Genomic DNA, 14,705 nt, shown 5'->3' with positions numbered 1-14,705 from the left:
TTGAAAGGGGTAAGTAATGAGTAAGCATAATTGGGGAAAATATCTGATAAGATTTTCGACTGTCTTGGCGGTCGCGGCAATGAGTATTCCTGCCAACTTGGTCTTTGCGACTACCACGAGTGTCTCGGCACCAGCACCAGAGGAAACTGGATCGACTACAGCTACACAGAACCCTGAAACAAATGCTTCAACTGATATCAATACGACTAATACTGCAAAAGAATCAGCAGTATCAGATTTTACATTGCAGGACTATGAAAACAGTACTGCGACTGAATTGGCTCAAGCTGTGCGTAGTGGAAAAGTCACTAGCGTACAATTGGTCAATTTCGCCTATCAAGAAATCGCAGCTAAAGATCCTGAGTTACATGCGATGATCACGCTTCGTAAGAATCAAGCCTTGCAAGAAGCGTCTGAGTTAAAAGATACAGGTCAACCATTTTATGGAGTGCCACTTTTACTTAAGGGATTGGGGCACAAAATAGTCGGCGGTAGTGCATCTAACGGATTGATTTATGCAAAAGATATCGTTGCTGACAAAAATAGTGATGTCACCAAGGCATTCCAAGATGCTGGATTCATCATTGTTGGTCAGACTAATTATCCAGAGCTTGGTCTAAAAAATATTACAAATTCGAAACTATATGGTCCGACAGGTAATGCTTGGAATCCAAATTATCAATCAGGTGGTTCATCTGGTGGGTCAGCCTCAGGAGTTGCCGCGGGATATGCTCCAGTAGCTACGGGTAGTGATGCCGGTGGTTCAATCAGAATTCCTGCATCATGGAATGGAATCGTGGGACTGAAACCGTCCCCTGGTATCATGAAATGGAGTAAAGAAGTTCATCATGTTCAAACTAGTCATTTTGCTGAAACGAAGAATATGACTGACACGGTAAAACTTTTCAACAACCTGGTTGATGTGGATCTACCTGATGTTCCATTCAAACCGGATAAAATTAGAATTGCTTATACAACGCAGTCTCCAGTTAAAACTTCAGTCAGTTCTGACGCGGTAAAAGCTGTGGAAAACGCAGTTAAATTTTTACGAGATAGAGGATTTGAGGTGGATAAAGTTGCCTATCCAATTGACGGTGTAAAACTTATGCACAACTACTACACATTGGGTAGTGAAGGGATGGACAGTATTGATAAGTTGTCGATGGCTCAACAAAAACGTCATCTGCAAATAGACGATGTTGATTGGACTACTTGGGCTTTGTATCAATACGGGAAAGATACAGACGAAGCTGATTACAAAGCTGCCTGGGATTCTATTGATGCTGCGACTGATAAAATGGAGGAATTCCACCAGAAATATCAACTGTTCCTAACACCTACAAACGCTTATACGGCACCAAAAGTTAACGATACGATTATGAAAGATTCTGATATTTCAGCTATCAAGCGAATCGACAAGATGACTAAACAGCAGAAATCTGACCTTGTGTATAAGCAATGGTTACCTGCTTTGACTTATACACCGTTTACTCAACAAGCTAATTTGACCGGAGAGCCTGCTATTAGTTTGCCTACTTATGTTTCTTCTGATGGACTGCCATTGGGGATACAGTTTAATGCTGCACGTAACCAGGATCGACTTTTGTTGTCAGTCGGTCAGTATTTCGAATCAAACGGCCAGTTTAAAGTTAAAGCTGCTGCTTTGGGTGATTAAGGATGCCGATTCCGAAGAATGGTGTTCAGCAGATGCTTTAATTTACTTATTAATGGGTATGCATATTTTATTTTGGATTTAGTGTGGATACTAATATATAGAATCTGTGATAGGCTAGAAAAAATTTACATACAAAAAGAGCAGAATTTTCTGCTCTTTTTTTTTGTGTTCTATTAATGTACATACTCTTTTATCTTAAAACTGCACAGTAGTTTGAATCTGGTATTGGCGTCTTTTAAATCTATTGCGGTCAATTCGTTTATTCTTTCTAGTCGGTTGTGCAATGTGTTGCGGTGTATGTAGAGTGTATCGGCTGTGTGGGATAGGTTTCCGTCTTGTTGTAGGTATGTTAATAAGGTTGTTAACAATTCTGTTTCGTTTTCCACATCGTAATTCTGCAATGTTTGGATTGTTGGATCTATGAAGAATGGCAAGATTGCGTCGTGGTTTATTCTGGCTAACATTAAATCGAAGTATTGGTCTTCACAGAATATAACTGGTTCTGGTGATTGTGATAATTTCATAGTTATTTTGCAGACTACGAAGGCGGCTTTTGTGTCGCTTGGATTGTTGTAGAATGTTGAGACGAAAATTTTACATCTGGTATCTTTAGCTATTTGTTCTAGTAGTTGCTGGAATTGATGGCTGTGATATTGGGTCAGTGTCAGTGGCACTAACGCTAATAGATGATGTTGATAAGTTGTGGACAGTGTATCTGGGAATTGCATGCTCAAATGTCGTTTTACTTGTTGTTGCACGCCATTCAATGGCTGCTTATTTAGTGGTAAACAGGTTAAAACTACCATTGTCTTCGGTAATTCCATGTGCTGTGCGGCAAAGATGTTTCGAAAGTTTTGAGTTTGCTGTTCTGTTAATAAGGTGTTTAAAAGTCTATCTCGGTTGTTTTCTGTTGGGGCGGCCACGTGGTTACGCACAAGTTCCCCAGCCAATATTTGACCGACTTTTGGCAAAATTTTTGAAGTGTTATCGGCGAACGGTGTGTGATCATCGAACATCAGCATGAATCCCAATAGCTTTCCTTTGTTATAAAGGTTGGTGACTCGACGATGATATGGTGATTTGGGACAGGGAACATCGTAGACGGCTAAATTACTGTCCGATTGAGTTCTAATTATGTGTTTAACGGCGGCAATGAAGTCATAGCTACAGTAACCCTGATTTATGATTTGACTCCACAGAGGGTCAGAGAAGCCGAATTCAGTTGAATGCAACAATACTTGATAATTGGGGTCAATTATCAACAGTGAATTATGCACAGTCTCAGCAGCACGGTTGATGCTTGTTTGTAAGTCATCCGTTACGGCATTCATTGCTAAATTGGCGATAACTGACGAAGTATTTTGGTCGTTTTCCAAAATGGTATTGGCCTGGTTAAAAATTTGGATCAATGGTTCGTTCGCTAACACACTGTCAGACTGGTTGACCTGACAAGGACAGAGAACCACGGCAGAATTTTCGATATTGTTAGTATAATTTAACAGCTCAAGTGGTCCGCCTTCTACTTGATTACGACCAATATAAAGAATCCCAGGATCCGTAACGCTAATTTGCTTAGGTTTGATCTGGATTTTATTGATATCAGTCTCGGTGTCGATCTTTACGTGACCAATGATGAAATGGTGTGATAACAGGCTTATTAGCTCGCTCAGCTTCATTTTAGTTACTCTCCTTGATAAAGATTTCACTATTTTAATTTTTTTTTGAACAGTGAGAGTCGTTGTCGGACAAGAATATTGTGCAAACTGCACAGTCATGACTATAAATCCTTGTTCAGTAAGTATCTTTATAATACCTTTGGCCAAATGTATTGTAAAGACAGTGATGAAATCGCATTCATGACAAGGAGGTAGTTTAAATGAACCAATTTAAAAAAATGTTCACAAGTGGTCGTATTGGTAAATTAACTTTAAAAAATAGAGTTGTCATGCCGGCCATTGGAGTGTCATTAGCCAAGCTAAATGGTGAAGCTAGTGATGATATGATTCGTTATTATGAGGAACGTGCGCGTGGTGGAGTAGGCTTGATCATTACCGAAATCACACGTGTTGATGATGACACAGGTGTTGGAACTTACAAGCAATTGGCAGTTACTGACCCCAAAGTTATCCCTCAACTTCAGAGATTATCAGATACAGTACATAAGTATGATTGTAAAATTTTTGTACAATTACATCATCCAGGTCGTGAAACTAGTGAAGACTTGATCGGTGGCCAAAAGATGATTGCTCCTTCAGCAATTGCTGACAAATTCGTTGGTCAAACACCTCGTGCAATGACAACTGAAGAAGTTGGCGATATGGTCAAGAAATTCATCAAAGGTGCCGTTATTGCTAAAGCTGGTGGCATTGATGGTGTTGAGATCCATGCTGCTCACGGATACTTGATCAACCAATTCTTGTCACCTTATTCAAACCATCGTACGGACAGATATGGTGGCAGTTTCCACAATCGTTTGAGAATTCTTCAAGAAATTATTGCCGGAATCAAATATATGAACGGTCAAGATTACCCAGTTAGTGTTCGTATTTCAGCTGATGAATTCGTTGATGGCGGACTTAAGATTGAAGATTCTGTAAAAATTGCTCGTACTATTGAGAGCTACGGTGCAGATGCTATCAACGTTTCAAGTGGTATCTACGAAAGTGCTCCAACAATTATTGAACCAGGATCATATCCACAAGGATGGAAGAGAAATCTTTCAACTCAAATCAAGAAAAATGTTTCTGTTCCAGTTATCGCTGTTGATAACATCAAGACTCCAGAATTCGCTGAAGAATTATTGGAATCAGATGCTTCAGACTTCATCGGAATTGCCAGAGCTAGTTTGGCAGATCCAGCATGGTCATACAAAGCAAGAACTGGTCAATCAGATCAAATTACGACATGTATCGGATGCCTACTTTGCTTCCAGGCTCTTAGTGAAGGTAAACATGCCATCTGTGCAGTTAACCCAAGAATGGGTAGAGAACGCGAATTCTCATCACTTGCTAAAGACGGAAATGGTCAAAATGTAGTAGTTATCGGTGGTGGACCTGGTGGTATGGAAGCTTCCAAGACACTTGCTGATCGTGGCTACAAAGTTACATTGTTCGATAACCAAGATCAATTAGGTGGAACTCTTAATATTGCTATTGTTCCTCCATTCAAAGACAAGATTGAATTATTTAGAGACCATTTGATCAACCAAGTTGAGAAGAGAGAAAATATCGACGTTCATTTGAATGAAAAAGCTACAGTCGAAGCTGTTCAAAAACTTGATCCAGTTGGCGTATTTATTGCTGCTGGTGCTAAACCAATTATTCCAATGTTACCAGGAATGGATGGAAATACTGTTGTTACTGCAGAAGACTACTTAGCTGGCAAGGCTGATGTTAAAGGCAAAGCAGTTGTTGTAGGTTCAGGAATGACAGGACTCGAAACCGCTGAAAAATTGATCGGTGAAGGTCATGAAGTAACAATCGTTGAAAAACTTAAATCAGTTGGACCAGGAATGAATCCTACTCTATTGATGGATGAAATGAATAGATTGAAGAAGATGGATCCAGCTCCAACAATTATGACAAACGAGCAAATGATCGGTGCTAGCGACCAAGGTATCAAGATTCTTAATAGTATTGATCACTCAATGAAATCAGTTCCTGCTGACACAGTTGTACTTTCACTTGGTGTAAAACCAGATGCAACTGGTACAGAACCATTTGTAGAAGCATTTGATCAGACTAAATTGATTGGTGATGCAAGTTCAAGCGGTCAAATCGCTGACGCTATGAAAGATGGTTACACAAAAGCTTATATTTTCGGACCAGTTTCAGTTAAAACTAGGGAAGGAGAGGTAACAGAATGAAAGAATTTAAAGATAAAGTAATGTTCATCACTGGTGCTGCCCACGGATTTGGTACAGAAATTGCCAAAGAAGGTGCCCGCAGAGGGATGAAATTGGCATTAGTAGATATTGATGAACCAGCTTTGAAACGTGTTTATAAGGAAATTGCTGCCATGGGCGCTCAAGTTGAGATGATCCCAGGTGACGTTACAAAAGAAGAAGATGTTGATGCTGCAATTGATCAAGCAATGAAGAGATTCAATCAAATCGATTTGTTGATCAATGATGCCGGTATCGCATTACCAGGAACTGTATGGCAATTACCAAGCCGTGACTGGGAATGGATCATGCACGTTAACTTGATGAGTCAAGTTTATGCAATGCAAAAAGTCATTCCTATTATGTTGAAACAAAAGACACATGGCGCAATTTTGAACGTTGCTTCCATTGCGGGATTGATCGATACACCGGGAATGCCAGCCTATCACGCAAGCAAATTTGCCAGTGTCGGTATGACAGAAGCTACAGCATATGACTTACAACGTCTGGGTGCTGATATTGAAATGCACGTAATGTGCCCAGGATTCGTTCAGACAGATCTGTATCATACTGAATCACATAGACCAGCTCAATACACTGACACGAGTGATCCATATTACACAAGTGATGTCTTTAAAGGCGGACAACAAGTATCTGAATTTGTTATCAAGAATGGTATGCCGATTGATTCAATTGCTTTGACAGTATTTCAAGCTTTGGAAGATGAAGAATTCTATATCTTGACTCACCCAGTATTTAACACAATGATCGGTGATCGTGTAAAACGTATCGTAAATGGAGACAAGCCAGATGTACACGTTATGGATGGTTTAATGTAAAGGAGGTATGACAAATGGCAAGTTTTTTAGTACCAGATGATGATGTAAAGAACTTCTTAACGCTGCCATCAATGAATGACCAGGAAGGTATAATGTTCGCATATGCAGCACCAGAGAAAGTTTTGAAGAAGCTATTACCAAAGCCTTTGAAATTAGTTGCCCCAGTAATTTGTGGATATACAGTTCAAATGGGTAAACCTAGTTTTGGTCGAGCATATATGGAAGCTGTATTATATGTATTGGCAAATTATGATGACAAAATGATCGGAGCTTATCCATTCAACTTAATGTTGCATGGACCAGGTGCTGAAGAGGGAGTTATAGCCGGACGTGAAGGTGCCGGTATCCCTAAGAAATTGGCAGATAAATTTGAAATCAGAAGAAATGATAATTCAGCTACAGCAATTGTTGAACGTCACGGAACAAGATTGATGGAATTATCATGGGAGAAAGGTGACTACAACGAACCAGATTTGGCACATCAAGTATTCGATGCTCAATCAGTTCTAAACTCACAAGCTGAAACAAGCAGTTTCTTCTATACATGGGACATGGATCAAGTAGAAGACGGAAGCAATGTCTTCTCAAATGTAAAATTAGTTGCAACACAGAGTACAACAGTTACAGATAGCTTTGAACCAGGAAAATTAAGCATCAAATTGAACTCATCAGACGATGATCCATTTGGTGAATTAAAAGTATTGAAACCACTTGGAGCAGCATGGTATCACGTTGATACATCAGTAATGCACAACACATTGAAGTTGGCTGATGTTGACGCAAAGAAGACAATGCCATACTTACTAACAGGACGTTATGACAGAAGCATGATGAATCCTAAAGTAAACACATTTATTATTTAGAATTTATTATGAATACACAAAAGGAGACCTCGATTGAGATCTCCTTTTTGTGTGCTTACCTAAATGCTCAGAGGCTACCGTTTTATTTTTCGCTCTGAATTATTCTTGTAGTTCGCGTATTGCTAAAGCAAAATCGCCTAATGTTGCTGAGCCATTGTCTTTTACCAATGGCATAGTGATGTACTTCTTCAAATCGCCAACTTCGACGTAACCGTTAAGTAGTTCTTTGAATTGTGCACGTACTTTGTCTAGGAATGGTTCACTGACAACTCCACCACCGAAAACAACTTTATCTGGACGAAGGATCAATGTAACTTGAAGTGCTGCTTGGGCAACGTAATAGGCCATAATGTCCCAAACATGATCTGATTGGGGTACATCTTTACCAGGTTTACCAAGACGAGCGTCGAATGTTGGTCCAGCTACTAGGCCTTCTAGACAGTCACCATGGAATGGACAGATACCTTTGAAATCTAAATCGTCAGGATGGCGTTTTAGTAACGTATGTCCCATTTCTGGATGTCCAACAGTACCGACGAATTCGCCGTTCTTGATAGCTCCACCACCGACACCAGTTCCGATAGTGTAATAAACTAGTGATTCAATTTTTTCGTTTGAAAGAGTCGACATAACGTATTCACCGTAGGCAGAGCCGTTAACGTCAGTTGTCCAAAACATTGGTACATTTAATTCCTTTTTGAGAGTTCCCACGAAATCAGTATTTTCCCAATTTGGCTTGGGAGTCTTTGTAATGTAACCATATTTTGGAGAGTTTTTTCTTAATTCGATTGGACCAAATGATGCGATACCAATTGCTTCAACATCGAATTTCTTGAAGTAATCAATAGTTTTGCGGAGAGTTTCCTCTGGCGTTGTTGTTGGGAAATGCACACTGTCTTTAATACGATAATCTTCATCACCAACAGCACAGACAAACTTTGTCCCACCGGCTTCTATACTACCTACTAGCAAATTTTCTTCCTCCTGATTATTGACCTTTGAAATAATAAAAGATTAACATTGTGATATTTTGCCGTCAACTTGTAAAAAAAATAAGCCATGTGGCTTATTTTAGTAAATTTCTGTGTTACGGATCTTTTTGAGAATTTGTAGTGCTCCAGTTTTGTAACTTAACAGAGCGTAAACTATGATTCCGATGACGGCACCAATCGTTAATACAATACCAGAACCAACTTTACCAGCATCAGAAATCATAAAGGTAATTCCGAAGACTGATGCACCGACTAGAACTAACATGATCAAACTATTTACGGCAACGATTATCAAACGTTTGCCTAAGGCTTTATCGACGATATCGTATTCTTTATTCAATAGTCTGAAAGCAAAATGTCCCATAACCATGAATGCAATAGTTGAAGCTAATAGTGGACCATAAGCAGCTAAGTAAACTGTTAATGGGAGTTGTAGAACCATCTTAATCAAATAAGCTATACCGAGGTAATACATCGATTTTTTAACGTGATGTGTGACCTGTAAGATGTTTTCTAGGATCATGAAGATGCAGTAGAAAATAGCTTCAGCACAAGAAACAATAAGAATGTAAGTCCCTTGGAAACTTGGAACATAAAACAGAGTCCAAAGTTGACGACTAATAGCAATCATACCGAAAGTGGCAGGTAAAATAATGAAAATCGTAAACTCAACGATATTTCTCATCAAGTTTTGAATTTGTTTTTTCTCTGATTTACGACTTATCAATGCTGAAAGGGCAGGAATGATAGATGCGGAAACTGAAATGGCCAATGAAACTAAAACCATGATAAGTTTGTTAGCCTGGAATCCAAACATACCGAATAGATTATCAATCGTATGTTTACTTGCGTGTAGGATGAATTCATAAATCCATGAGAAAGTTGTTTGATCAAATAGTTGTAAAACAACCATTATTGTATCTACCAGTAAGAATGGAATAGCTGATTTAAGCATTCCATTGAAACTTATTTGAGGTCTTAATGCCTCATCTGTAACCTTTGTTTCAGGAAGATTCTTGCGAGCACGGTGACGAATCCAAAGTAAGAAAATGTATGCCAATGTGGCACCAATAAACGAAGCTAACGTTGACTGATTGATGGCATCCAGGTAGCTACCTTTACTGATGATCATGATTGTATAGGTCGTATACAACATGTAGGCAACACGGGCAATTTGTTCAATAACCTGTGAAAAAGCAGATAGCGAAATCAAAGCATATCCTTGAATATATCCTCTTAAAATACCCAATGCGGGGATGACTAACAGAGCGATACTCAAATATTTTATTGGTGTGATAACACGAGTATCACCTGCTGCAAATATTATCGAAACGTATTTTGCTCCGAAAAACATAATAGCAGCCAAAACGACACCGATAAGTGTCATGTAGATACTATATTTCTTCAGTATTTTTTCACTTTGGTCATATTGCCCAATTGAATTCTGGGCCGCGACTTCTTTTGAAATTGCCGATGGAATTCCGGCAGTGGCGATTATCAAGAATAGATTGTATATGTTATAAACCTTGGCGTATATAGCGTTGGCAACAGTGACGTATGCTAGTCCTGCTCCGGCACCGATCCAAATATTCCAAGGAATAATGTAAACAACAGCTAAAACTCTTGAAAAGATTCCACTTAACGAAATCCAAAGCGAACTTTTTAATAATGAATCTTTTTTCATCAAATTGTATCCATTCTAAATAAAGTATTACTTTATTATAGTTTAAAAATCAGCTTGTCCATTATTTATTTTAACGATAGAAGAAAAATACTAAGATCAATCCAATTAAGGCAGGTAGTCCTTGCATTAAAAGAATTTTTTTGGTTACTGTGAATCCTCCAAAAATGGCTACGATAACGATAAATAGCATCATCAATGTGAGAATAACTCTTAAAATTCCGATTGGGAAAATCAAGATAAATACTAGTGTCAAGATTCCTAGCATTGCGTTGTAGATTCCTTGGTTAGCTAATGCAGTTTTGGCGTTCTTTTGAGAAACGAAGTCTTCAGGCATATCGAATGCTTTGGCTTGTGCTTGAGTATTTCCAAAAATTTCGAATGCTCCGATTCCAACGTGTTCAATTGCAATAAGTGCAACGATAAATAGGGCAACTAAATCCATATAAATATCCTCCAAATGTAATTATATTTAATGATAAACTGTTTTGTGAAATTTCACAATCTACAGTTATATGTATAAGAATAGCCTAATTCAAATTTAAGAACTAAGCAGTTTGGGGATCATCATCAGTTATCATAACGATTTTTTCTGAGAAGTTTCCCTTTTGAGTATTTTTTGATTGGCGAATGCTATCCATTTCTTCATAAGTGATAGATGCGTCGTCCAAAATTGCACGCATTACTTCTTCTAGGTCCCCTAATTCTTCAACTAGATTGGCACGTGAGTCGGCTTTTTTTACTTCCTTTGCTTCCTCAACAAGTTTGTCTCTCAAAACTATGCGATATTTTTCATTCGATAAAGTTTCAAATTCTGCTTTATCCCCAACGATATTTGGGATTTTATTACGTACTAATTTTTCCATATAAATCCCCCCTAAAATGGTTGATACCAATAATACCATTATGACGGGAATAAGACAAAATAGTGAATCTGGAGCAAAATTCTAAATATATCATTTTAAAATTTTGAAAATAAAAAAAGCCAATACCTCATTTGAGATATCGACTTATAATATTAAAGTTTAATTTACGTCTGAAGCAGCAACCCATTCGTTAGTTGAAACACGGTACATTTGTGTTCCGTTGATGTTTGCTAACTTATCTGTAAACCATGCGCTACCTGGAGCAAGTGATCTATTTGATCTTGATCCGTCTGTTGCGTACAAGGCTTTGACTGCACCAGAGTTAGTAGTGATTGAACGGTTTTGTCCAGAATATTCGTAAACTTGTGAGGCTTTTACCCATTCGTCAGTTGATACACGGTAGTATTTTTCACCGTTGATAGTCTTAGTTTGGTCTGATTGCCAAGCTGAGTCCGCACCAAGTGAACGTGTAGATTGTGTACCTTCACCATTGTATAGAGGAACTACACCCCCATTAGGGAATGTAGCGATTGTTCCTGAAAATGGAGTGGCAACTGATGAACCAGATTTGATAACTTGAACAGTTTTAGCGTTAGAACCTTTTTGCAATGTAACAGAGCTGTCAGAGCTGTTTACAAGGTCATAGCCTGATGGAGCTGTGATGTCAACAGATTGACCGCTAGCACCAGTAAGTGTTGTAGTGTCAACAATTTGGCTAGTTGAAGCGTCTTGGAAGTTAACAGTTAGATTGGCATCAGCCTTAACAACGTTAACAGTACCAGTAAATGTAAATGTGATAGGTTCGCCATCAGCACCTAATGAAGGATCTACACCTGTATAGGTAACATTTTGTGAACCAACTTTACTTGTATTTACATTTGAACTAGTTAGATCAAGAGCTTGTCCAAGTGAATCTTGAGCAGTAGCTTTGTTTGAGCTGCTCCAATCTGAACCTTGAAGAACAGTTTGGTTAGCGTTTTGAATAGTTGCGTCAAGAACGTTAACAGTCAAAGTAGTTTCTTCACTCTTTGTTGAATCGTTAACAGCTTGGACAGTGATGCTGTATGTACCAGGATATGCGTAGTTGAAACCACCATCGCTGATTAGTGTAGCAGTAGCATTAGGATCGGACATTTTGTAAAGAGTTTGATCGTCCTTCAAACTAATTTTGTCACCCTTTTTAGTATTTAATGAAGTTGCTCCATTTGCAAATGTAATCGATGAAGCAGTCTTATAGTCTACTTCTGCATTCAAGACAATTCCGCTAATACCTTGAAGTGCCTTACCAATTGAACCTAAATTATCAAAGTCAGGGCCAAAATGAATTGTACCCGTACCATCACCCTTATCATCAACACTAGTTACTTTTGCAGGAATCATGCCATAAAAGGTTGGTGTTCCCCCAATAGCAGCTTCAATGGTTGTGGAATCATTAGGATCTGCACCTGCAGGAAGTGTGATTGTCTTCAATGATTTAACATCAATTCCACCTGTTGTTGAAATGCCAGAACCAGCACCACTAAAGATATTTTGAATATTGTCAATGATTGATGCTTGGGATGTCTGTGATGTAACCGCAGTAGAGACTGTTCCCAAAGCAAGACTAGCTACGACGGCGCTAGTTACCAAAATGCTTTTTGATTTTTTCATGTCGTAATCCTCCTCTAAAATCCGAATATAACCCTCAGTTGTTATATCGATATTTCGTCTTTAATAATAGTATTAATACAGTTTCTAAACCATGACATGAATATTAAATTTTGAATACAAAAAAATAATTATCAATTAATTGAATTTTAGTTAAAGTTATAGTTTGGTTTAAATTTATCGATACTATTAATAAATAATTTTTTAGAGGCACGAGAAAAGGCGGTGTAAAGTCGATTGCTTCCAACTTTACCGGTGTAGTAAGAATTGTTAACGTTTGCAATTATTACATTATCGAACTCCAAACCTTTGGCCAAAGTCAGCGGAAGAACGACGATTCCTTTTTCAGGTAAGTTGCTACGGTCACTTGCGACCATAATGTTCGGATTATCCAGATATTTAACAATATTTTGTGACTCTTTTGTTTCAGATGTAATAATTGCAGACAATTTATTTAGAGAAAATTGTTCGATCTGAGATTTAATATTCTCAAAAAGTTCGTCTTCATCTGAACTTTGGAATAATTGTGGATTTTCTCCATTGGTCTGAATTATTTTGACTTTATTAATTAGCTCAGGGGATCCATAACTGACAAAAGTTTTCGTTATCGGACCACTTGAACGATAACTCGTTACTAGGTCACGCTGTTTAACTTTAATCGAATGAGCTTCGAACACCTTTTTTAACTGATCAAAGGTTAGCGGTGTCTTGGAATCTTGAATTGATTGAAACTCGTCGCCGACCAATGTCCACGAAGCTTTTGGATATGCGGAGATAAGAAATTTTATTTGGTCGAGACTGTAATCTTGAATTTCATCGATCATTACGAATCTTAGAGATTTGTTAGTTAGATTCTTTAAATATAGATTTGCATATGCATAATCCAATTTATTTTTTGTATTTGTCTTTGTTAAATTATCGACGATAGTTGGAAGATTTAACCAGCTCATATTACTCAAAACTTTACTTACTTTGCGAAATTGCCATTGAAGCATCAACTTGGTCGCTTGTTGGACTTGTTTGTCCGAGCTGGGAGTGATTGTCTTACCGAATATCTTTTCCTGCTGAGATTCTGTCAATTCACTTAATTCAGCTTGTTTTTCATCAGAAAGTGAATCGCGTTGGATGGTGTTTTCCAAAATTGATATTAGTGTGGAAGTTAGGGCAGTCAGACGTTTTTTTAATGTGAGGGTCTTAGGAGTTTGGTCAAAATACTTCTTAATAGTAGTTTTTCCAAAAAGTAACTTTCCATTTAGCTTAATATTTCGGAAATTGTTGGTATCTAATTCTAGTTTAGGTAATTCTTGCGAAAGCAATTCGACATGGCTTCGATTACCTTCAAATTCAGTTTTAGTATCAACAAATTGATCCAACAATTGTTGGAAGGTCATTTGTCGAGGCGATTCTTCACCTAAGCTTGGTAAAACACGATTGATATAAGTTGTGAAAAGGCAGTTTGGCGTCAATAATAAGACATCATCAGCGACAAGATTTTCTCGATAACGGTATAGCAAATAAGCTATACGTTGTAGGACGACCGATGTCTTACCACTTCCAGCAATCCCATTCACTAGTAACGCTTGGCTATCGGTGTCTCGGATAATTACATTTTGTTCACTTTGAATGGTGGCTGTGATCGACCCCATTTGATTACTTTTATTTTCCTGTAAAGTTTTGACTAACAGTGGATCTTGAATCGCTACATCTGAATCAAAGATATCATCGAGCTTATTTTGGTGTAACAAAAATTGCCGACGAGTGTCCACCGAAACTTCAACGTCTCGATTATTTGCCAGATAGGATGTTTGTCCCATTTTATTGTTGTAGTATAAATCAGCAATCGGTGAGCGCCAGTCGAGAATCATTGGATCTTCTGGAGTTGGAGAAAATCCGGCTGAACCAATGTAGAAGGGAATTTCTTGAGACTCATCAGGATATTTCAAATCGATACGAGCAAAATATGGAGCGGGAAGGAAGCGAGTTATTTTATTTTTAGTAGTTTCCATTTGCTCCTGCTTAAGGTTGTAGTAATCGATTTGTTTGTTCATGGTTTCCATAGCTGCGAAGGTATCAAGATTGTCGGCGTAACTGTCAAAGTTGAGGGCCGTCCTTTTACCGGAATCTTGTTTGAATTCTCGGGCAGTCTTGGCGTTTTCCTTAAGAGATTTGTCGATCAATTCAAAAGTGGACTGTAACGTGTCATAAACTTCTTGGAGATGATTTTGTTCGGCTTGAAATGTTTTGTCAGACATGCGAATA

General features: G+C 38.2%; 11 protein-coding genes. 4 read left to right on the top strand and 7 right to left on the bottom strand.

Annotated elements, in window-relative coordinates:
* Window positions 1-16 precede the first annotated feature (16 nt).
* Window positions 17-1,675, top strand: coding sequence for an amidase family protein (locus tag EKM63_RS04955; RefSeq protein ID WP_125704335.1), 1,659 nt, complete (start codon window positions 17-19; stop codon window positions 1,673-1,675).
* 173 nt (window positions 1,676-1,848) lie between these two features.
* On the opposite strand, the gene EKM63_RS04950 is transcribed toward EKM63_RS04955, so the two are convergent.
* Complete coding sequence (locus EKM63_RS04950) at window positions 1,849-3,351, bottom strand: PucR family transcriptional regulator (protein ID WP_164504909.1); 1,503 nt, start codon at window positions 3,349-3,351, stop codon at window positions 1,849-1,851.
* 200 nt (window positions 3,352-3,551) lie between these two features.
* Here EKM63_RS04950 and EKM63_RS04945 point away from each other — a divergent pair, with 200 nt between their 5' ends.
* From EKM63_RS04945 to EKM63_RS04935, 3 genes are read left to right on the top strand one after another with little or no spacing between them, the layout of a single operon-like run.
* Entirely contained in the window at window positions 3,552-5,540 is a 1,989-nt protein-coding gene (locus EKM63_RS04945; protein ID WP_125704331.1) for an oxidoreductase, read from the top strand.
* A complete protein-coding gene (locus EKM63_RS04940) occupies window positions 5,537-6,397 on the top strand; it encodes an SDR family NAD(P)-dependent oxidoreductase (RefSeq protein WP_125704329.1) in 861 nt (286 codons plus the stop codon). The genes EKM63_RS04945 and EKM63_RS04940 overlap by 4 nt, the downstream gene beginning before the upstream one ends.
* A gap of 14 nt (window positions 6,398-6,411) precedes the next feature.
* A complete protein-coding gene (locus EKM63_RS04935; RefSeq protein ID WP_125704327.1) occupies window positions 6,412-7,260 on the top strand; it encodes an acetoacetate decarboxylase family protein in 849 nt (282 codons plus the stop codon).
* A gap of 99 nt (window positions 7,261-7,359) precedes the next feature.
* Here EKM63_RS04935 and scrK read toward each other — a convergent pair whose 3' ends face one another.
* The 6 genes from scrK to EKM63_RS04905 all read right to left on the bottom strand — a co-directional run bounded on the left by scrK (window position 7,360) and on the right by EKM63_RS04905 (window position 14,698).
* Window positions 7,360-8,232: a fructokinase ScrK gene (gene scrK, locus EKM63_RS04930; protein ID WP_125704325.1), complete on the bottom strand. Its 873-nt coding sequence runs from the start codon at window positions 8,230-8,232 to the stop codon at window positions 7,360-7,362.
* Between the two features lie 99 nt (window positions 8,233-8,331).
* Entirely contained in the window at window positions 8,332-9,936 is a 1,605-nt protein-coding gene (locus EKM63_RS04925) for a putative polysaccharide biosynthesis protein (protein ID WP_125704323.1), read from the bottom strand.
* A 70-nt stretch (window positions 9,937-10,006) separates the two neighbouring features.
* A complete protein-coding gene (locus tag EKM63_RS04920) occupies window positions 10,007-10,378 on the bottom strand; it encodes a DUF1304 domain-containing protein (protein WP_125704321.1) in 372 nt (123 codons plus the stop codon).
* 103 nt (window positions 10,379-10,481) lie between these two features.
* Window positions 10,482-10,799 carry a nucleoside triphosphate pyrophosphohydrolase gene (locus EKM63_RS04915; RefSeq protein WP_125704319.1) on the bottom strand — a complete coding sequence of 106 codons (318 nt, stop codon included), beginning with the start codon at window positions 10,797-10,799 and terminating at the stop codon, window positions 10,482-10,484.
* Window positions 10,800-10,958: 159 nt separating this feature from the next.
* The gene (locus EKM63_RS04910) at window positions 10,959-12,449 is read right to left on the bottom strand and encodes an SLAP domain-containing protein (protein ID WP_125704317.1); all 1,491 of its coding nucleotides are present in this window, start codon (window positions 12,447-12,449) and stop codon (window positions 10,959-10,961) included.
* Window positions 12,450-12,595: 146 nt separating this feature from the next.
* Complete coding sequence (locus EKM63_RS04905; RefSeq protein WP_125704315.1) at window positions 12,596-14,698, bottom strand: HelD family protein; 2,103 nt, start codon at window positions 14,696-14,698, stop codon at window positions 12,596-12,598.
* Window positions 14,699-14,705: the final 7 nt, after the last annotated feature.

Origin of the sequence: Companilactobacillus mishanensis (genome assembly GCF_003946505.1) — a bacterium.
Lineage (GTDB): Bacteria > Bacillota > Bacilli > Lactobacillales > Lactobacillaceae > Companilactobacillus > Companilactobacillus mishanensis.
Note: the sequence above shows the minus strand (reverse complement) of the source record. Positions and strands in the feature narration are given on the sequence as shown.

Excerpts from the sequence above, each read along its gene's own strand:
- EKM63_RS04935 (WP_125704327.1), top strand. The coding sequence starts at position 6,412 with ATGGCAAGTTTTTTAGTACCAGATGATGATGTAAAGAACTTCTTAACG.
- EKM63_RS04905 (WP_125704315.1), bottom strand. The coding sequence starts at position 14,698 with ATGTCTGACAAAACATTTCAAGCCGAACAAAATCATCTCCAAGAAGTT.
- EKM63_RS04915 (WP_125704319.1), bottom strand. The coding sequence starts at position 10,799 with ATGGAAAAATTAGTACGTAATAAAATCCCAAATATCGTTGGGGATAAA.
- EKM63_RS04950 (WP_164504909.1), bottom strand. The coding sequence starts at position 3,351 with ATGAAGCTGAGCGAGCTAATAAGCCTGTTATCACACCATTTCATCATT.
- EKM63_RS04940 (WP_125704329.1), top strand. The coding sequence starts at position 5,537 with ATGAAAGAATTTAAAGATAAAGTAATGTTCATCACTGGTGCTGCCCAC.
- EKM63_RS04955 (WP_125704335.1), top strand. The coding sequence starts at position 17 with ATGAGTAAGCATAATTGGGGAAAATATCTGATAAGATTTTCGACTGTC.
- EKM63_RS04920 (WP_125704321.1), bottom strand. The coding sequence starts at position 10,378 with ATGGATTTAGTTGCCCTATTTATCGTTGCACTTATTGCAATTGAACAC.
- EKM63_RS04910 (WP_125704317.1), bottom strand. The coding sequence starts at position 12,449 with ATGAAAAAATCAAAAAGCATTTTGGTAACTAGCGCCGTCGTAGCTAGT.
- EKM63_RS04925 (WP_125704323.1), bottom strand. The coding sequence starts at position 9,936 with ATGAAAAAAGATTCATTATTAAAAAGTTCGCTTTGGATTTCGTTAAGT.
- EKM63_RS04945 (WP_125704331.1), top strand. The coding sequence starts at position 3,552 with ATGAACCAATTTAAAAAAATGTTCACAAGTGGTCGTATTGGTAAATTA.